We start from the raw sequence: 18,510 nt of genomic DNA, 5'->3' as shown, positions 1-18,510 counted from the left end.
ACCGGGGCGTCGGACCCACCCGGCCGGCGTCGGGTCAGCCGTACGTGCGGCGGCGCGCCACCTCGGGCCGGCGTCAGGTCAGCCGTAGGTGCGGCGGCGCGCCACCTCGGCCAGCGTCACGGCGGCGGCGACGCTCGCGTTGAGCGACTCCACCGTGGAGACCATCGGGATGCTGACCCGGATGTCGCAGGTCTCGCCGACCAGCCGGGACAGCCCCCGACCCTCGGAGCCGACGACCACGATCAGCGGGCCGACCGCCGCCTCGAGCTGGTAGAGGTCCGTCTCGCCGTCCGCGTCCAGGCCGATCACGGTGAACCCGGCCTGCTGCGCGGCCTTGATCGCCCGGGTCAGGTTGACCACCTGGGAGACCGGCACCCGGGCCGCCGCGCCCGCGCTGGTGCGCCAGGCGGTCGCCGTGATGCCCGCCGCGCGGCGCTCGGGCATGAAGACGCCGTGCGCACCGAAGGCGGCCACGGACCGGATCACCGCGCCCAGGTTGCGGGGGTCGGTCACCCCGTCGAGGGCCACCAGCAGCGGCGCGGTCTGCTCCATCGCCGCGGCCACGAGATCGTCGAAGTTCTCGTACGCGAACGGCGGCACCTGCAGGCCGATGCCCTGATGCAGCACGCCGCCGGTCATCCGGTCGAGCTCGTTGCGGCTGATCTCCAGGATCGGGATGCCGCGGTCGCCCGCCGTCCGCACGATCTCGGTGACCCGGTCGTCGATGTCGATGCCCTGGGCCACGTACAGCGCGGTGGACGGGACCAGGGCGCGCAGCGCTTCGACCACGGGGTTGCGGCCGAGCAGCAGCTCGGGGCCTTCCTTGGTCGGGTTGGAGCGCCGGCCCGGTGCGACGCGCGGTCCGCGGCTCGGCGTCCGGCCGCCGCGCTGAGGAGCCGGGCGCCCGGCGGCGCGACCGCCCCCGCGACCCCAGGTGGTGTCCTTGGTGCCCGGAATGCCGACCTTGGGGGCCCGCCCCTCGGCCGCCGCGGCGCGCCGCTCCTTCTCCTGCTTGCGGGCCGTCTTCTCGGGCAGCTTCTCGGTGCCGGAGTAGCCCTTGTGCCACGGCCGCTCGTCGGCGGGCAGGGTCTTGCCACGGCCCTTGAGGCCGGCCCGGTTCTTGCCCCCGGACCCCGTCGTCGCGCCCTTCTTCGACGTGACGCGCTTGCTCGCGTTACGGGAGTTTCCTGGCATCAGTGCTCTCCTACCGTCCAGCGCGGCCCGGTCGGAGTGTCCTCCACCTGAATTCCCGCGTTCTTGAGCTGGTCGCGGACCGAGTCGGCCGCCGCCCAGTCCTTGCGTGTGCGGGCCTGCGCGCGCTGCTCCAGCGCGAGCGCGACCAGCGAGTCGACGACCGGCTTGAGGTCGCCGCCGGACTCCGTGCCGCCGCCCCAGGCCTCGTCGAGCGGATCGAGGCCGAGCACCGCGAGCATGGCCCGCACCTCGGTCAGGGCCGCTCGGACGCCGGTCTCGTCGCTCCCGGCCAGCGCGGTGTTGCCCTCGCGGATCGTGTCGTGCACGACCGCGAGCGCCGCCGAGGTGTTGAGGTCGTCGTTCATCGCCGCGGTGAACGCCGGCGGCACCTCCTTGGGCCGGCCGGGGCCGACCACCTCGACGGCCCGTTGCACGAAGCCCTCGATCCGCCGGTACGCCGTGGCCGCCTCACGCAGCGCGTCGTCGGAGTAGTCGATGCGCGAGCGGTAGTGCGGCACACCGAGGTAGTAGCGCAGCTCGACCGGGCGGATGCCCATGGCGCGCACGGCCTCGACGTCGATGACGTTCCCCAGCGACTTGCTCATCTTGGCCTCGCCGAGGTTGAGCAGCGCGTGGTGCACCCAGTAGCGGGCGAACGGCAGGCCGGCCGCGCGCGACTGGGCGATCTCGTTCTCGTGGTGCGGGAAGGTGAGATCGAGCCCGCCGCCGTGGATGTCGAACTCGTCACCGAGGTAGCGGCGGGCCATCGCGGAGCACTCGATGTGCCACCCCGGGCGGCCGCGGCCCCACGGCGACGGCCAGGAGGCGTCGGCGGGCTCGTCGGCCTTGACGCCCTTCCAGAGCGCGAAGTCCTCGGCGTGCCGCTTGCCGCGCTCCGGTGCCTCGCCGGCCGAGAGCATGTCCTCGGGCTTCTGCCCGGAGAGCGCGCCGTAATCGGCGTAGCTGGGCACGTCGAAGTAGACGTCACCATTCGCCTCGGACGACTCGTACGCGTGGCCGCGCTCGATGAGCGTGCCGATGAGCTCGTGCATCTCCGGGACATGACCGGTGGCGAGCGGCTCGTAGGTCGGCGGCAGCACGTTGAGCGCGCGGTAGTCGGCGTCGAGGACGATCTTGTTCGCGTACGCGATGGCCCAGAACGGCCGGCCCGTCTGCTGCGACTTGACCAGGATCTTGTCGTCGACGTCGGTGACGTTGCGGATGAAGGTGACGTCGTAGCCGGAATGGGTCAGCCAGCGCCGCAGCACGTCGTAGTTGACGCTGCTACGCAGGTGGCCGATGTGCGGCACGGACTGCACCGTGAGACCGCAGAGGTAGATGCCAGCCTGACCGGGCGTCTTCGGGACGAAGTCCCGGACGGATCGGGTCGCGGTGTCATGCAGCCTCAGCGTCACCGTACAAGGGTACCGACACTGAGAAGTTGATAACCGCCCCGTCCGAGTGCACGGGCGGGGCGGTTATCCACAGGGTTGTCCACAGGTGCGGGGCTCAGCGCCCGCCGACCGCCTTGTACGCGTCGACGATGCCGTGCCCGTAGAAGCTGTTGAAGTCCTTGTCCCCGTCGCAGTACGCGTCGAACTCCGCCGGGTAACCCTCGTTCGCGTAGCTACGCAGGCGCGGCTCCGGGCACGCGGTCTTCTGGGCCGTGCGGTAGAGCCGGGCCTCGACCAGCTTCGGGTTCATCTTCAGGCCGCCACGCCACCAGTCGCGGTGGCCGTACTTGCTGACGATCAGCGCCGCGACGCCCGCCGCGTGCGGCGCCGCCATCGACGTGCCGGCCAGGTAGGTGTAGTAGCCGCACTTCCCGTCGGCGGTGCACTCCTTGAAGACGTTCGGACTGACCGGGTTGCCGTCCGCGTCGACCGTCCCGTTCGCCTGCAGAACCTTCAGCGGGTACGTGGACAGGATGTTGTTCGCCGCGTTGTTGTACTGCGGCGTACCGAAGAAGTCACGGGTGAAGCCGCCCGGCGCCGAGACGCCGATCTGCTCGGTGCCGTAGTTGGAGTAGTGCGACTTCGACGTCGACGGGCCGAGCGCCGAGACGCCGATGACGTTCGGGCCCTCGGCCGGCAGCGAGAAGCAGGTCGCGTTGTCGATCGGCCGCTCGTACGGCTCGCCGCCGTAGTCCGGGCTGGTCGTGTCGACCTGCGGGTCGTTGAGGTTGTCGTGCTGGTTACCCAGCGCGCCCACCAGCGTGACGCCGCGGCTGTGCGCGTAGTTCAGCGCCCGCTTCATGCCCGTGATGATCGCCTGCTGCTCGGCCTGCGCCTCGGGGGAGTCCGCGGCGTTCGCCTTGCAGTTGTAGAGCCACGGGTCGACGTAGAACGACATGTTGACCACGTCGAGGCCGGCGTCGCCCGCGTACGTGAGGGCGTTGACCACCGGGTCGAGGAAGAAGTAGCCGGAGTCCTGGCCACCCTTGAGCTCGACCAGAGTGACGTTCGGCGCGACGCCGGAGAGCCCGGAGCCGTTGGCCGCGGCGGCGATCGTGCCGGCCACGTGGGTGCCGTGCCCGCCGTCGTCGGTGCCGACCGGGTCCAGGCAGCCCTCGACCTCGCAGGGCCCGTCGACGTCGACCAGGTCGGGGGCGAAGTTGCGGGACAGCTTGCTGCTGAAGTTGGCGGCGAGGTCCGGGTTGGAGGCGTCGAGGCCGGTGTCCAGGACGCCGACCGTGACGCCGCGCTCGCCCTTCTCGATGGCGCGGGCCTTGTCGGCCTTGACCATCTTGAGGCCCCAGAGCTTGTCGTCGAGCGGGTCGGGGGTCGTGGCGCCGCGCGGCCCGCGTCCCCGCAGCGCCTCGGTGACCGGCTGCTCGACGGCCGGCGAGACCTTGGGTGCGTGTCCGATGGCCTTGCGGGCCGAGGCGCCGATCAGCGCCTCGGAGCGCGCGGCGCGGGTCGTGAAGTCGGCGGCGGAGGAGGTGACCTTGTATGTGCCGACCGCCGTGTTGCTGGCGACGACCGTGCCGCCGGCAGCGGTGATCGCGGCGATCGCGTCGGCGGCGGCGACGCCGTCATCGGCGACGACGGTGTACTCGGTAGTGGTGGCGGCGGCCGCCGGCGTGGTGGGCAGGCCGACGAGGAGGGCGGCGAGGCTCGTCGCGGTGGCGACGGCCCCGGCCGTCAAGCGTCTTCTCATCCCCGCATTCCATCGAAGAAGACGATCATTCACAAGGGTTGATCGTTTTCTTCTGCCCGCGTTCGGTTACGGACGGGTCATCCGAAGGACGTCCAGCGCCGAGTCCAACTGCTCCTCGGTCAGGGTGCCGCCGGCGACATGTCCGCGTTCGATGACAACCGCCCGGATGGTCTTGTCTTCCCTCAGCGCCTGCTTGGCGATCGCGGCGGCCTCGTCGTAACCGAGGTAGCGGTTGAGGGGCGTGACGATCGACGGCGAGCCCTCCGCGTACGCCCGCGTGACGTCCTCGTCGGCCTCCAGGCCCGCGACGCAGCGGTCGGCCAGCATCCGCGAGGCCGCGGCCAGCAGTTTGATCGACTCGAGCACGTTGCGGGCCATCACCGGCAGCATGACGTTGAGCTCGAAGTCGCCCTGCGTGCCGGCGAACGCCACCGCCGCGTCGTTGCCGATGACCTGCGCGACCACCTGGCGCACCGACTCGGGCACGACCGGGTTCACCTTGCCCGGCATGATCGACGAACCGGGTTGCAGGTCCGGCAGGCGCAGCTCGCGCAGCCCGGCCCGCGGTCCCGAGCCCATCCAGCGGATGTCGTTGACGATCTTGTAGAGGCTGACGGCGACGACCCGGAGCTGCCCGGACGCCTCCACCAGGCCGTCCCGCGCGCCCTGCGCCTCGAAGTGGTTGCCGGCCTCGGTGAGCGGCAGCCCCGTCGTCTCCCGCAGCCGCTCGATCACCGCGGCGGCGAACCCCGGCGGCGTGTTCACGCCGGTGCCCACCGCGGTGCCGCCGAGGGGCAGCTCGGCCAGGCGCGGCAGCGTGGCGGTGAGCCGGTCGATGCCGTGGCGCACCTGGGCCGCGTACCCGGAGAATTCCTGCCCCAGGGTGACCGGCGTCGCGTCCATGAGGTGCGTCCGGCCGGACTTGACGACCTCGGCCCACTGTTCGGCCTTGGCGCTCAGCGCCGCCGCGAGATGCTCCAGCGCAGGAACGAGGTCACCGGTGACGGCCTCGGTCGCCGCGAGGTGGATCGAGGACGGGAACACGTCGTTGCTCGACTGCGAGGCGTTGACGTGGTCGTTCGGGTGCACCGCCCGGCCCAGCTCGCGCGAGGCCAGCGTGGCGATCACCTCGTTGGTGTTCATGTTCGACGAGGTTCCGGACCCGGTCTGGAACACGTCGATCGGGAACTGGTCGTCGTAGCCGCCGTCCGCGACGTGCGCCGCGGCGGTCGCGATGGCCTTGGCCAGGTCGTCCTCCAGCACCCCCAGCGCGGCGTTGGCCTGGGCGGCCGCGCCCTTGATCCGGGCCAGCGCCCGGATGTGCGCGGGCTCCAGCCCCCGCCCGGAGATCGGGAAGTTCTCCACCGCCCGCTGCGTCTGCGCCCGCCACAGGGCATCGGCCGGCACCCGGACCTCACCCATCGTGTCGCGCTCGATCCGGAATCCGCTCTCGTCAGTCGTCGTCACGACTTCCATCCTGCCCCCGCCGCGAGCGGCACGCAGTTGATCCGCGCCACTGTTCAGCGGTCGAGCCCGGCCAGCCGCCGGGCCACCTCGTCCTTCGCGGCGAAGTCCATCCGATCGAAGAGTGCCAGCGCCTGCTGCCAATACCGGCGCGCGGCGTCCGGATCGTCCTCCACCAAGCACGCCCCCAGACCATGCGACGCCCGGCCTTCCTCGAGCGCATAACCGATCCGCCGGGCGATCGCCAGGGCATCGCGGTGCAGTTGCATGGCACCCGAGACGTCACCCATGGCGAACAGGACGGCACCGAGGTCGTTCGAGATGAGCGCAACAGCGGGCGCGTGACCTACCTCGCGGGCCACGGCAAGAGCCGACAGGAACGACTCCACCGACCGCTCCCACCGCCCCCGACGCTGTTCGACCAGACCGAGGATCCGCAGCACCTGACACTCCTCCGATCGCATGCCGTCCTGCCGGAACAGCCGTAGCGCGGTGTTCAGGACGCGATCGGCCGCGTCCACATGGCCCAGGCCGGTTCTCGCATGGCCGATGTTTCGCAGGCAGAGTCCGACAAGGCGGTCGAATCTCAGTTCCGCCGCCAGTTGCAGGCCCATCCGGGCATGCCGGAGTGCCTCTTCGTAGCGCCCGCACTCGTTGTACAGGCTGGCGAGATCGACGTTACGTGCCGCCAGATTGCGGCCGTAGCCCAGTTTCTGCCAGGTCCGCCGTGCCAACTGGGTATGCCCGATGGCCTCGCCGGGGCGGCCGAGCCGCATGAGGGGTCCGGCGATGTTCGCGCGGACCCGTGCCTCGCCCCGCACGTTCCCGGTTCGCGTCTGATACTCGAGCATGATCGACAGCCGCTGCAGCGCCTCGTGGTACCGGCCCGTGCGATAGAGGGCGGAGGCCACATAGTTGCTCAGCAGGGCGACACCGCGCTCGTCGCCGGCCTGTTCCGCGACCGTGATCGCCTCGCCGAGCACCGCGACCAGGTCGTCGTAGTAGTTGCGGTGGTAGAGGAACGGCCAGCTCACGCGGGCGAGCAGCCAGGCGCGCTCCGGTTCGCCGATCGCGGCGGCGGCCCGGACCAGCGCTCGCAGCAGGGGTCGCTGCTCCTCCAGCCAGTCCAGGTCGGTGACCGCCCGTTCGACGAGGTCCGGCCGGAGCGCGGGGGCCGTCGGATAGTCCTGGGTGGCGCTCTCGGTCTCGCCCGGTCCGTTCAATCGCGCGGCCGCGTACAGATGCAGATCGACCAGCCCGGACACCGAGGCATGCCGTTCCCGTTCGGACAGGGCGTCGGCGAGCGTCGCCGCGTACTGGCGGACGAGGTCGTGCAGCCGATAACGGTCCGGATCGGGTTCCTCGACCAGATGCATGTCCACCAGTTCGTCGAGCAGGTCCTGCGCGTCGCGCAGGGGCAGGTCGCCCAGCGCGGCGGCCGACACGGCTCCGAAGCGCCCGGCCGGGTGCAGGCCGAGCAGCCGGAAGAGCCGCCGGGCCGGCTCGATCAACTGGCCGTAGGAAAGGGCGAACGCGCTCGCCACCGTGCGGTTCTCGGCGGCCAGCTCGGGAAGCACCGCCTCGTCCAGGCGCCGCACCAGATCGGCCACCGCCCACCGGGGACGGTGGGCAAGGCGGGCGCCGGCCAGCCGGATGGCCAATGGCAGGCGACCGCACCGGCGCACGAGCTCCCGAGCGGCGTCGGGCTCGTGCGCCACCCGGTCGCCGACGATGCTCCGGAGCAGCCCGAGGGCCTCCCGCTCCGCAAGCACCGGGAGGGACTCCGTGTGCCCGCCGTCGAGGCCGAGCAGGCGGCGCCGGCTCGTGACCAGGCAGAGACAGGTCGTTCCGGATGGCAGCAGCGGACCGATCTGAGCGCTCGACGCCGCGTTGTCCAGCACGACCACGACCCGCCGCTTCATCAGCTCCGATTGCCACAATGCGGCCCGGCCGTCCACATCCGGCGGGATCCGGCCGGGCTCCAGGCCGAGCTGCCTCAGCAGAGCCACCAGCGCGGCACCGGGCGTCAACGGATCCCGCTCGCTGTGCCCCTGCAGATCCAGGAAGAGTTGGCCGTCCGCGTAGTCGGTCCGCAGCTTCGCCGCAAGCTGGACCGCCAGGGTGGTCTTGCCGCTTCCGGCCATGCCGTCGATGACCAGCACATTGGTCCTGGCGGCCGCGCCCAGCAAGCGGGTGATCACCTCAGCCCGGCCGGTGAAGTCCTCGACAGCCCGCGGCAGGCGATTCACCGGCGTGGCCGGCTGCTCCGCGACCGGCTCCCGCGTCATCTCGCCCTGCAGGATCCGCCGATGCACGTCTCGCAGCAGGGGACCGGGCTCGATACCGAGCTCCTCCCGCAGCAGCGCCCGCGCCCGGCGGTACTCCGCGAGCGCGTCGGCCTGCCTGCCCAGCCGGTGCAGCGCCAGCATGAGCTGTGCCCGCAACCGCTCGCGCAGCGGATGGCGCTCGACCAGCCCGGTCAGCTCGCCGACGATCTCTCGCGCGTGCCCGGCGGCCAGCTCGAAGTCGATCCATTCCTCGACGGTGGCGCCGTACTCCTCGTCGAGCACCGCGGCGAGACCGCGTACCGCGGGTGCCTCCAGGCCGGCCAGCGCGGAACCCCGCCACAGCGCGAGAGCCTGCCGAAACAGCGCAGCAGCCCGGCCTTCCGGCGTATCGCCGGAGCGGGCCCGGGTCGTGAGCCGGATGAAAAGATGCAGGTCCAGTTCATGGGCAACCAGCACGATGCCGTACCCGGCGGGGTCGGTCCGGATCACACCGGGCGCAAGCAGCCGGCGGAGCCGGGACACACACGTCTGCAACTGGCCGCGCGCGGTCGCCGGCGGGTCGTTCTCCCAGACCGCATCGATCAGCTCGTGCAGACTGACGATCCGGCCCTCGTGCAGCAACAGCATCGCCAGCACCGTCCGGTCCCGGCCCGCGGTGACGGCGACCTCCACGTCTCCGTCTGTGATGGTGAGCGGCCCCAGAATGCCGAATCGCACTGAGCCTCCTCCCCCGGACGGTGATCGGCCCTCGAAGATACCGGCGATAGCGGGCCGACAGCCGATCGAGAGCGCGTCACGGCATGCTGCTGGCCAGGCCGTTCCATTCCCGTGACGATGTCACGTCCCCCTTTTGGAGCGGGGCGGCCGTAACGGGGATGCACAGCTCGTCCGCCTCGCGCGGGCGAGCTGTTCACGTTCCGGGGGATGACACCGGTTGGACGCCGCACGTAGGCGGAAGTATCGTCCCGAGGGTTTGCACACCCCGGACGAAGAGGATCTTTGTCATGCGACGCACCCTTCTCGCCGCGGCTGCGGGCGGCCTCCTCCTCGCGGGAGCGGGCTGCGGCAGCAGCGACACGACAGCGTCCGCGGCGCCCGCCCAGGCCGCTCCCTCGACCGCGGTGACCACCACCCCGCCCCCGGACTACTCGGCCGACACCAAGAAGGTCTGCGACCGCCTGGAGAAAGTCTTCGACGCCGACCTGAAGGGCTTCGGCACGGAGCTCGGCAAGATGATCGCGTACAAGGAGGCCGAGCAGGCCGACAACGCGAAGGCGGCCCAGCAGGCGGCGGGCAAGGAGCTCAAGGAGGTCGCCGCGCGGGTACGCAAGGAGACCGCCGCGGCGCAGGACCCGAAGCTCAAGGAGGCGGGCGCGTCCACCGCCACCCGACTCGCCAAGAGCGCCACCGACACCAAGCTCTTCGACGGCATCAAGGCCGAGAAGGACCTGGACAAGGTCCTTCAGGGCGCGATGACGAACTGGCTCACCCCGGTCGCCGGCCACTGCGCCTGAGGCGGCCACGGACCGGCGCCGCCGGACCTTCCAGGTGGAACGACCCGGTGGCCCGCCTAGGCTCCCTTGCCGATCTGCAGGACGGCCTTGGGGCGGGTCACCTCGGCGAAGAAGTCGTTGCCCTTGTCGTCCACGACGATGAAGGCCGGGAAGTCCTCCACCTCGATCTTCCACACCGCTTCCATGCCGAGCTCCGGATACTCGAGGACCTCGACGTGCCGGATGCAGTCCTGCGCGAGCCGCGCCGCCGGCCCGCCGATCGAGCCGAGGTAGAAGCCGCCGTGCGCCTGGCAGGCCTCGGTCACCTGGGTGGAGCGGTTGCCCTTGGCCAGCATCACCAGCGAGCCGCCGGCGGCCTGGAACTTCTGCACGTAGGCGTCCATGCGGCCCGCCGTCGTCGGACCGAACGAGCCGGACGCGTAGCCCTCGGGCGTCTTGGCCGGGCCGGCGTAGTAGACCGCGTGATCGCGCAGATACTGCGGCATCGGTTCGCCCGCGTCGAGGCGCTCGGCGATCTTCGCGTGGGCGATGTCGCGGGCCACGACCAGCGGGCCCGACAGCGACAGGCGGGTCTTCACCGGGTACTTCGCCAACTGTTCCCGGATGGCGTCCATCGGCTGGTTGAGGTCCACCCGGACGACCTCGTCGGTCTCCAGCGTCTCGTCGGTGACGTCCGGCAGGTAGCGGGCCGGGTCCGGTTCGAGCCGCTCCAGCCAGACCCCGGACGGGGTGATCTTGGCCAGCGCCTGCCGGTCGGCCGAGCAGGAGACCGCGATCGCGACCGGGCAGGAGGCGCCGTGCCGGGGTAGGCGGATCACCCGTACGTCGTGGCAGAAGTAGCGCCCGCCGAACTGCGCGCCGATGCCGAAGTCGCGGGTCAGCTCGAGGACCGCCGCCTCCAGCTCGACGTCGCGGAAGCCGTGCCCGGTCATCGAGCCCTCGCGCGGCAGATTGTCCAGATACTTCGCGCTGGCCAGCTTGGCGGTCTTGAGCGCGTGCTCGGCGCTGGTGCCGCCGATCACCACCGCCAGGTGGTACGGCGGGCAGGCCGACGTCCCGATGAGCCGCAGCTTCTCGTCCAGGAAGGCCATCAGCCGCGCCGGGTTCAGCAGCGCCTTGGTCTCCTGGTAGAGGTACGACTTGTTGGCCGAACCGCCGCCCTTGGCCATGAAGAGGAACTTGTACGCGTCCGGCTGGCCGCCCGGGTCCTCCGCGTAGAGCTCGATCTGCGCCGGCAGGTTGGACCCGGTGTTCTTCTCGTCCCACATCGTCAGCGGGGCGAGCTGCGAATACCGCAGGTTCAGCCGGGTGTACGCCTGGTAGACGCCGAGCGCGATGGCCTCCTCGTCGGTGCCGTCGGTCAGCACGTGCCGGCCGCGCTTGCCCATCACGATCGCCGTACCCGTGTCCTGACACATGGGCAGCACGCCGCCGGCGGCGATGTTGGCGTTGCGCAGCAGGTCAAGGGCGACGAACCGGTCGTTCGCCGACGCCTTGGGGTCGTCGATGATGGCCCGCAACTGGGCGAGGTGTGCCGGGCGCAGGAAGTGCGCGATGTCGTGCATGGCCTCGGAGGTCAGGTGCGTGAGCACGGCGGGGTCGACGGTGAGGAACCGGCGGCCGCCGGGGCCGTCGACGACGTCCACGCCCTCGTCCGAGAGCAGTCTGTACTCGGTGGTGTCCTCGCCGGTCGGCAACAGCGGCGAGTACGAGAAGGCGGCGGCTCTGCTCATGACGGGCAAGCCTAGGCCAGCGCATGCCGGCTGTGCGAACCCGCGGGGTCATGCCCACATACCGGTTCGATCACCGTGCGGCGGCCGAATCGTACGGAAGGTAGGCCATGTCGCGCCCGGAGACCAGGATCAAACCCTCCGGACCGGCCGCGAAGACCTTCGCGTCCGTGCGGGCCTCGGTCAGGACCTTCCCGGTGGCCGGGCTCAGTGCGACGACCCGGGCCGGTTTCGCCTCCGTCACGATCGCCGCGTACGGGGTGAGCGCGGCAGCGGCCTCCCCGCCGAGGTCGCGGACCCACACCACGGACCCGCGGCTGAAGGACCGGGCACTGAGCGTCTTCTTGTCGGCACTGCGGATCAGCGCGTGCGCGTTGTCGACGGCGAGCACGCTCTGCCCCTTCTGCCCTCGCCACAGGTCGCGGCCGTCGTGCGCGGCGATCAGCTCCTGGCGTCCGGTGGGATCGACGCCGAGGACGACGTCGGAGCCGCCCGCCGGGTCCCGCTCCTGCTTGCAGTCGGAGCCGTTGTCGGCCGTGCGCAGGTTGAGCCCATCGCGCTCCCAGACCGGCCGGCCCGAGGGCGGGTCGTGGGCGATCACGTCGTAGTAGCAGGTGCCGTCCCGGCCCTCGCCGGTCACGGTCAGCACCCGGCTGCCGACGACGGCGACGCGCTGGTCCCGGCCGGGCGTACGGGTCTGCGTGACCCGGCCCTGCGCCGTGTCGATGATCTGCACCTTGCCGTCGCCCGGGAGCCCGATGAGGTCCGGCAGCGGCGTGGGTCCGCCGGCCCGCGCGTCGACCCGCTCGGCGGCCAGCGGCCGGGTGTCGGGAAGGTCCGGGTTCGACGCGTTGAGGACGAAGCCGATGCCGGGCGTGGAGATCGTCCACATCGGCTTGCTGCCGTGCGGCTCCCAGGCGCTGAGCTCGCACTCGCCCGTCTCCGGGCAGCGCAGGTCGAGGATCGCGTCGGAGTACGTCCAGACGGCCGTGGCCGCGGTGTCCTTGCGCCGGACCGCGCCGGTGGCCGGGTCGAGGACCTCGTAACCCTTGGTCAGCAGCCGGCCCACCACGACGACGGCGTCGGGGCCCGCGCCGGCCACCCCGGCCCAGTCGGCGTCGGACTTCCAGAGCCGCACCCCGGCGGTGAGCCCGTACGCCTCCACCGACGTGCGGTATTCGACGATCGCCGCGCCGCCGGTGAGCGTGACGCTCTGCGGCGAGCCGCCGATCGCCGTCTGCCAGCTCGCGACCCCCTCGGCGATCGGGTCGCTACGGGTGATCCACGACCAGAGCCGCGGGAAGGGGTTCCAGACCCCGGTGGTGGCCAGGACGATGACGGCGACGAGGCCCACGAGCGCGATGCTCTTGAAGTTCGGACCGCCGGAAGCCACGCCGACACGGTAACGAGATCAACACGGCGCGCCGGTCAGCCCGATAAGACCGTGTCGATGCCTTATATCCCGCTGGCCGCTCGCACCAGCGGCGTCGTCCGATACGGCACCTGCTCGGCGAGCGCGATGATGGTCGACGCTCGCATGATCCCCTCGTACGCCAGCACGTTGTCGATCACGCGCTGCAGGTCGGCGTTCGAACGGGCCACGATCCGGCACAGCAGGTCGCCGCTGCCGGTGATCGTGTGCGCCTCCAGCACCTCCGGGATCTCCGCGAGATGCTCGGTGACGGCGGTGTGGCCGTACCGCTGGGAGATCTCCAGGGTCACGAAGCTCATCACCCCGTAGCCGATCGCGGCCGGGGAGACGTCCGGCCCGAAGCCCCGGATCGCGCCACGGGCGATCAGCTTGTCCAGCCGGGCCTGCACCGTTCCGCGCGCCACGGCCAGCCGGCGGGACAGCTCGAGGACGCCGATCCGCGGCTCGTCGGCGAGCAACGCGAGCATCCGGCCGTCGAGGGAGTCGAGGTGGACATCTTGCACAGTCATGATGCGTTCAGACCCTACCGAATGCGCAGCCTGGCCACCGCAGAACCCAAGCCGTCGAGCGGCAGCGGGTGACGCGCGGAAACCTGTAACACTGTCCTCGTGACCGAAGCACGAGACCACGCCCCGCCTGGCTACGGACCACCGCGCCCGCCCGCGCCCGGGTGGGGGCCGCCGCCCGTGCCGCTGAGTCCGGACGGCCGCCCGCTCGCCGACTTCGGCACGCGCCTGCTCGCGTACATGATCGACGCGGTGATCCTCGGAGCCGTCGCGATGGTCCTCTTCCTGCCGCCGTTCGCGTGGTTCATGGTCAACGCGATGTCCGACATCGCCGCGCGGAGCGATCCGTCGACGCCGGGCACTCCCGTCGCCGTGGAGTACGAGCAGGTGTTCAACCAGTTCTTCCTGCCGCTCCTTCTGCTGGAGCTCGGCTTCTTCGTGTTCCTGCTGGTCGCGTACTACGTCTACTACGTCGAGATGATGTTCCGCAGCGGCCGGACGCTGGGCAAGAAGCTGATGAAGGTGCAGGTGGTGCCGCTCGAACCGGGCGCCACGCTCACCCGGGGCATGGCCGCCCGGCGCTATCTCGTCGAGTGCGTCGGCGGTTCCTTCGTGCCGTTCCTCGGCCTGCTGGACGGGCTCTGGCAGCTCTGGGACAAGCCGTACCAGCAGACCCTGCACGACAAGGTCGCCAAGACCATCGTGATAAAGGTTGCGCCATGAGTTCGCTTCCCGCCGGCTGGTACAAGGACCCGGCCGACCCGTCGACCCAGCGCTGGTGGGACGGCGAGGGCTGGCTGGGCCAGCCGATACCGGCGGACCAGGTGCCGCCGGAGGGGCCGCCGCCCGCGGAGGAGCCCCCGCAGAAGGCCGAGCCGGCTTCGGCGCCCGGCGCGCCCTCGGCCCCCGCTCCCGCCCCGGCCCCGGCCGGCGCCGACCAGCCCCCGCCGGGATATCCGCCACCGCCGCCCGGATATCCCGTGCCGCCGCCGGGCTGGCAGCCACCCCCGGGCTGGCAGCCGCCGCCCGGATATCCCATGCCACCCCCGGGCTGGCAGCCACCCCCGGGCTGGCAGCCGCCGCCCGGATATCCCATGCCACCCCCGGGCTGGCAGCCACCCCCGGGCTGGCAGCCTCCGCCCGGGTTCATGTATCCCTACCCGGTCCGGGCGCGGCCGCACGGCATGGCCCTGGCCGGGCTCGGCCGTCGGCTGGTGGCACGGCTCGTCGACATCGCGGTCGTGCTGCTGCTCAACGTGGTGGTCAACGGCTGGCTCGCGTACCAGTGGTGGCGCGAGGTCGAACCGGTCGTGCGCGCCGTCATGACCAACCCGGCGGTCACGCCGGAGCCCGCCCCGGCCCGGGCCGGCTACATCATGATGACCATGCTGCTCGTGGCCACCGCGCTGTGGTTCGCGTACGAGGTCCCGGCGCTCGCCAACAGCGGCCAGACCCTCGGCAAGCGGCTGCTCGGCGTCAAGGTCGTCAAGCTGGAGGACACCACCGCCATCGGCTTCGGCCGGGCCTTCCGGCGCTGGGGCCGCCTCGGCATGTGGACGCCGCTCTGGTACTGCTCCGGGATCGGGTTCCTGGCCCAGCTCGTCGTCTCCGGGTCGGTCCTCTTCGACCATCAGCTCCACCAGGCCCTGCACGACAAGACGGCCGGCACCGTCGTGGTGTCCGCACCGCCCGGCCACAACCCGAACTCCGTCCCGGCCACGCCGGACAACGCCGACGACTCCACCGGAGGAAAACGATGACCAGGCTGACCCGCGCCGACCTGGACGCGCTGCCCGTGTACGTGCCCGGGCGCAACGTCGCCGACCTGGCCCGCGAGCTCGGCATCGCCGAGGCGATCAAGCTGGCCAGCAACGAGGTGCCGTTCGGCCCGCTGCCCGGCGTGGCCGAGGCGGTCGCGGCGGCGGTCACCCAGTCCCACCGCTACCCGGACATGGGCGTGGTACAGCTCCGCGACCGGCTCGCCGACCGGTACGGCGTCAGCCCCGACCGCATCGTCACGGGCTGCGGCTCGGTCGCGCTCGCCGAGCACCTCGCGAAGGCCACCTGCCTGCCCGGCGACGAGATCGTGTACTCGTGGCGCTCCTTCGAGGCGTACCCGATCATCTCGGCCGGGGTGGGTGCGACCAGCGTGCGCGTCCCCAACACCGCCGGGCACGGGCACGACCTGCCGGCGATGGCCGACGCGATCACCGACCGGACCCGGCTCGTGATCGTCTGCAACCCGAACAACCCGACCGGCACCAGCGTCCGCCGGGCCGAGCTGGACCGCTTCCTCGACACCGTGCCGGACGACGTCCTCGTGGTGCTGGACGAGGCCTACCGCGAGTTCGTCACCGACGACACGATCCCGGACGGCCTGGAGGCGTACGGTGACCGGCCCAACGTCGTCGTGCTGCGCACGATGAGCAAGGCCTGGGGGCTCGCCGGCCTGCGCATCGGCTTCCTCGTGGCGCAGCCCGACGTGGCGGTGGCGATCCGCAAGGTGCTGACCCCGTTCTCGACCAGCCTCGTCGCCCAGGCCGCCGCGCTGGCCGCCCTGGACGCCGAGGACGAGGTGAGGCGGCGCTGTGGCCTCGTCATCGCCGAGCGGGAGCGGGTCACCGAGGCGCTGCGCAAGCTGCTGCCCGACGTGCCGTCGAGCCAGTCGAACTTCGTCTGGCTGCCGCTGGGCGACCAGGCCGCGGCCTTCGGTGCCGCCTGCGAGAGCCGCGGGGTCATCGTCCGCCCGTTCCAGGGCGACGGCGTGCGCGTCACCATCGGTACGCCGGAGGAGAACGACGCGTTCCTGGCGGCCGCCGAAACGGCCCTCTGACCCCGGCACCGTTCCCCCGGCGGAGCGAGCCGAAAGGATCACCGCGCCGAACACGCCGTGCGCCGCCGCCCAGATCGGCCAGGACGGCGCGAGGATGGAAAAGGGGAGTCCGAGAAGGAGGAACGGTGTGACGACGCGCGCGACCGAGCTGCTGCGGGTGGTGCACGCCCGGCCCGGCGTCACCCGGGCCGACGCCGCCCGGCTGATCGGCGTCGGCACCGGCGCGACCACCGAGCTCGTCGGGCGGCTGGGCCAGGCCGAGCTGCTCGCCGAGGGGCCGGCCGCGCCGAGCGGAGCCCGTGGCCGTCCCACCACCGCCCTCATCCCGCACCCCCGCGGCCCGCTGATCGCGGCCACGTCGATCACCCACGAGGCCTGGCGGGCCGACGTCGTCGAGCTCGGCGGCGGGATCCTGGCCACGGTGGGCGAGGAACTCCACGGTCGCGGCGGCAACGAGGTGGTCGCGGCGATCGGTACGGCGGTGGCCGAGCTGCGTACCCGGTTCGCGGGCCGGATCCGCGGCATCGGCATCGCCGTACCGGGCACCGTCTCCCGCGACCTCATGCTCGACGCCAGCAACCTGGGCTGGCACGACGTCGACCTCGCCGCCGCGTGGCCCGGCGCGGAGATCTTCGTGGCGGGCAACGACGCGACGCTGGCCGCCTCGGCCGAGTCGCATCGCGGGGTGGCGGTCGGCGCGTCCGTCGCCCTGCATCTGCGGATCGAGGCCGGGCTGGGCGGCGCGGTGGTCAACGGCGGCCAGGTCCTCGTCGGCGCCCTCGGCGCGGCCGGAGAGTTCGGGCACATGCCGTTCGGCGACCCCGCGGTGGTCTGCCCGTGCGGCGCCCGCGGCTGCTGGGGCACCGCGGTCGCCGGCTCCGCCCTGGCCCGCGCCCTGGGCCACGAGCAGCCCCGCGACCCCGTCTCGTACGCCCGCCGGGTCATCGCGGCGACGGACGCGGCAGCGACGGACGCGACGGCGACGGTGGCGGCCGCCCTGGGCCGGGGCATCGCGGGACTGGTCAACGGCCTGGATCCGGACCTCGTGACGCTCGGCGGCCTCGGCGTGGATCTGCTGGCCGCGGCCCCGGACCGGATCGAGGAGGCGTACCGGGCGGGCCTGATGGGCTTCCGCCGCGCGGCGCCCCCACCGGTGCTGGCGGCGGCGCTCGGCGACGACGGCCCGCTGGCGGGCGCCGCCGAGGAGGCGTGGACCGCCCTGCTGACGAACCTCGTCTAGATCGCGGCCAGGATCTCGGGATCGATCGTGTAGTAGTGGTCGTGCTCGTCCGGATCGGCACCAGCGCCCGGACGCAGCCGTTCGAGTGCGACGAAGGCGTCGGTCACCTGCCACAAGTGCGGCTTCCACGGCTCGACCCGCTCGTTGTCCGTGTACGCCGCGAACCGCGCGAGCTGACGCCCGGTCTGTGCGTCCAGGGTCACCAGCTCGAGGGTCGCGGTGAGCAGCACGACCTTGTTCGCGCGTACGCCGAGAACCTGGGCGTTTCCCGGCCAGCTCCAGGACGCCGCGCCGGAGGCGGTCACCGCATCGCCCGACGTGGCGAGGACCAGGCCGCCCGCGGCGGTGGTGCCGGGCTGGTCGAGGGCGGTGGCGCGGTGCGGGCGGCGGTCCCCGGTCAGCCAGCCCTGGCCGGAGGCGTCGCGCAGCCCGCCGCAGGCGGACCGGGCCACGTCGCAGCCGACCGGGGTCGACGGGCCGGACGGCCAGCCGCGCACCACCGCGCCGGAAAGGACGTCCCAGGCGCCCGTGCCGCAGACGAAGCGCCCCCCGGCGGTGACGAACGAGTTGTCCGCGCACCCCGGGGGCAGGTCGGCGGTCCACCGCAGGGAGCCGTCCGCGGCCGACCGGGCAAGCAGTCGTTGCCCGGCGGCGACCAGGACGCTGGTGCCCGCGACGTGCAGTCCCGGCGGTGCCCACACCGCAGCCGCCCCGGTGCGTCCGGCGAATCCCGGTCCGGCGGGGCCACCGGCCCGCCAGGCGACCGTGCCGGTACGCCCGTCGAGCGCCACCAGTTCCCCGTCGGTCCACCGGCTCACCACCGTGGTGCCGACCGCCACGACCCCGCTGACCTGCGCCGGCCACCGCCGGAACGACCAGCGGGGGGTGTGCATCGTCCGGAAGTCGACCGGGCCGTCGGCCTTGACGAGGCGCTTGCCGGCGTACACCCGGATCCGCCCGTCGACGATCAGCGGCGCCTGCGTGGTCTTGCCCGCGACGCCGGGGGCCCGGACCACCGCCACCGGATAGGGCTCGGTGGCCACCTCGATCACCTCGGCGGGCCCGAGCACCCGCCAGCCGATCAGGGCGGCGGTCGCGAGCACGACGACCGCGGCGAGGGCGCGCAGCAGGTTCCGGGTCACCCCCGGCA

The 18,510-nt window shown here is 72.2% G+C and carries 14 protein-coding genes; 5 read left to right on the top strand and 9 right to left on the bottom strand.

Annotated features, from left to right (window positions below; translation table 11 throughout):
- Positions 1 to 78: 78 nt before the first annotated feature.
- The 5 genes from rlmB to EDD30_RS22140 all read right to left on the bottom strand — a co-directional run bounded on the left by rlmB (position 79) and on the right by EDD30_RS22140 (position 8,822).
- Complete coding sequence (gene rlmB / locus EDD30_RS22160) at positions 79 to 1,194, bottom strand: 23S rRNA (guanosine(2251)-2'-O)-methyltransferase RlmB (protein ID WP_123678459.1); 1,116 nt, start codon at positions 1,192 to 1,194, stop codon at positions 79 to 81.
- Complete coding sequence (gene cysS, locus EDD30_RS22155) at positions 1,194 to 2,609, bottom strand: cysteine--tRNA ligase (protein ID WP_071806769.1); 1,416 nt, start codon at positions 2,607 to 2,609, stop codon at positions 1,194 to 1,196. Before cysS ends, rlmB begins: the two co-directional genes overlap by 1 nt.
- 94 nt (positions 2,610 to 2,703) lie before the next feature.
- Positions 2,704 to 4,353, bottom strand: coding sequence for a S8 family serine peptidase (locus tag EDD30_RS22150; protein ID WP_071806768.1), 1,650 nt, complete (start codon positions 4,351 to 4,353; stop codon positions 2,704 to 2,706).
- A gap of 66 nt (positions 4,354 to 4,419) precedes the next feature.
- Entirely contained in the window at positions 4,420 to 5,829 is a 1,410-nt protein-coding gene (locus EDD30_RS22145; RefSeq protein WP_071806767.1) for a class II fumarate hydratase, read from the bottom strand.
- Positions 5,830 to 5,873: 44 nt separating this feature from the next.
- Positions 5,874 to 8,822 (bottom strand): AfsR/SARP family transcriptional regulator, encoded by a 2,949-nt coding sequence (locus tag EDD30_RS22140; protein ID WP_071806766.1) that lies wholly within the window; start codon positions 8,820 to 8,822, stop codon positions 5,874 to 5,876.
- A gap of 287 nt (positions 8,823 to 9,109) precedes the next feature.
- Between EDD30_RS22140 and EDD30_RS22135 the strand changes: the two genes are divergently transcribed.
- On the top strand, positions 9,110 to 9,619 hold the full coding sequence (locus EDD30_RS22135; protein ID WP_071806765.1) for a hypothetical protein: 510 nt from the start codon (positions 9,110 to 9,112) through the stop codon (positions 9,617 to 9,619).
- 56 nt (positions 9,620 to 9,675) lie between these two features.
- Here EDD30_RS22135 and EDD30_RS22130 read toward each other — a convergent pair whose 3' ends face one another.
- The 3 genes from EDD30_RS22130 to EDD30_RS22120 all read right to left on the bottom strand — a co-directional run bounded on the left by EDD30_RS22130 (position 9,676) and on the right by EDD30_RS22120 (position 13,290).
- The gene (locus EDD30_RS22130; RefSeq protein ID WP_071806771.1) at positions 9,676 to 11,352 is read right to left on the bottom strand and encodes a fumarate hydratase; all 1,677 of its coding nucleotides are present in this window, start codon (positions 11,350 to 11,352) and stop codon (positions 9,676 to 9,678) included.
- 70 nt (positions 11,353 to 11,422) lie between these two features.
- Entirely contained in the window at positions 11,423 to 12,742 is a 1,320-nt protein-coding gene (locus EDD30_RS22125; protein WP_071806764.1) for a PQQ-binding-like beta-propeller repeat protein, read from the bottom strand.
- 62 nt (positions 12,743 to 12,804) lie between these two features.
- Positions 12,805 to 13,290 (bottom strand): Lrp/AsnC family transcriptional regulator, encoded by a 486-nt coding sequence (locus EDD30_RS22120; protein WP_071806763.1) that lies wholly within the window; start codon positions 13,288 to 13,290, stop codon positions 12,805 to 12,807.
- 99 nt (positions 13,291 to 13,389) lie between these two features.
- Between EDD30_RS22120 and EDD30_RS22115 the strand changes: the two genes are divergently transcribed.
- The 4 genes from EDD30_RS22115 to EDD30_RS22100 all read left to right on the top strand — a co-directional run bounded on the left by EDD30_RS22115 (position 13,390) and on the right by EDD30_RS22100 (position 17,360).
- Complete coding sequence (locus EDD30_RS22115) at positions 13,390 to 14,010, top strand: RDD family protein (RefSeq protein ID WP_244945358.1); 621 nt, start codon at positions 13,390 to 13,392, stop codon at positions 14,008 to 14,010.
- On the top strand, positions 14,007 to 15,047 hold the full coding sequence (locus EDD30_RS22110; RefSeq protein ID WP_123678458.1) for an RDD family protein: 1,041 nt from the start codon (positions 14,007 to 14,009) through the stop codon (positions 15,045 to 15,047). Before EDD30_RS22115 ends, EDD30_RS22110 begins: the two co-directional genes overlap by 4 nt.
- Entirely contained in the window at positions 15,044 to 16,120 is a 1,077-nt protein-coding gene (gene hisC / locus EDD30_RS22105; RefSeq protein ID WP_071802746.1) for a histidinol-phosphate transaminase, read from the top strand. Before EDD30_RS22110 ends, hisC begins: the two co-directional genes overlap by 4 nt.
- A 127-nt stretch (positions 16,121 to 16,247) precedes the next feature.
- Positions 16,248 to 17,360 carry an ROK family protein gene (locus tag EDD30_RS22100; protein WP_071802747.1) on the top strand — a complete coding sequence of 371 codons (1,113 nt, stop codon included), beginning with the start codon at positions 16,248 to 16,250 and terminating at the stop codon, positions 17,358 to 17,360.
- Here the strand turns inward: EDD30_RS22100 and EDD30_RS22095 are convergent.
- Positions 17,357 to 18,502: an outer membrane protein assembly factor BamB family protein gene (locus tag EDD30_RS22095; protein ID WP_084556031.1), complete on the bottom strand. Its 1,146-nt coding sequence runs from the start codon at positions 18,500 to 18,502 to the stop codon at positions 17,357 to 17,359. The two genes, EDD30_RS22100 and EDD30_RS22095, sit on opposite strands and share 4 nt — an antisense overlap.
- Positions 18,503 to 18,510: the final 8 nt, after the last annotated feature.

The organism is Couchioplanes caeruleus, from assembly GCF_003751945.1.
Lineage (GTDB): Bacteria > Actinomycetota > Actinomycetes > Mycobacteriales > Micromonosporaceae > Actinoplanes > Actinoplanes caeruleus.
Note: the sequence above shows the minus strand (reverse complement) of the source record. Positions and strands in the feature narration are given on the sequence as shown.

Excerpts from the sequence above, each read along its gene's own strand:
- rlmB (WP_123678459.1), bottom strand. The coding sequence starts at position 1,194 with ATGCCAGGAAACTCCCGTAACGCGAGCAAGCGCGTCACGTCGAAGAAG.
- EDD30_RS22150 (WP_071806768.1), bottom strand. The coding sequence starts at position 4,353 with ATGAGAAGACGCTTGACGGCCGGGGCCGTCGCCACCGCGACGAGCCTC.
- EDD30_RS22145 (WP_071806767.1), bottom strand. The coding sequence starts at position 5,829 with ATGGAAGTCGTGACGACGACTGACGAGAGCGGATTCCGGATCGAGCGC.
- EDD30_RS22135 (WP_071806765.1), top strand. The coding sequence starts at position 9,110 with ATGCGACGCACCCTTCTCGCCGCGGCTGCGGGCGGCCTCCTCCTCGCG.
- EDD30_RS22130 (WP_071806771.1), bottom strand. The coding sequence starts at position 11,352 with ATGAGCAGAGCCGCCGCCTTCTCGTACTCGCCGCTGTTGCCGACCGGC.
- EDD30_RS22120 (WP_071806763.1), bottom strand. The coding sequence starts at position 13,290 with ATGACTGTGCAAGATGTCCACCTCGACTCCCTCGACGGCCGGATGCTC.
- EDD30_RS22110 (WP_123678458.1), top strand. The coding sequence starts at position 14,007 with ATGAGTTCGCTTCCCGCCGGCTGGTACAAGGACCCGGCCGACCCGTCG.
- hisC (WP_071802746.1), top strand. The coding sequence starts at position 15,044 with ATGACCAGGCTGACCCGCGCCGACCTGGACGCGCTGCCCGTGTACGTG.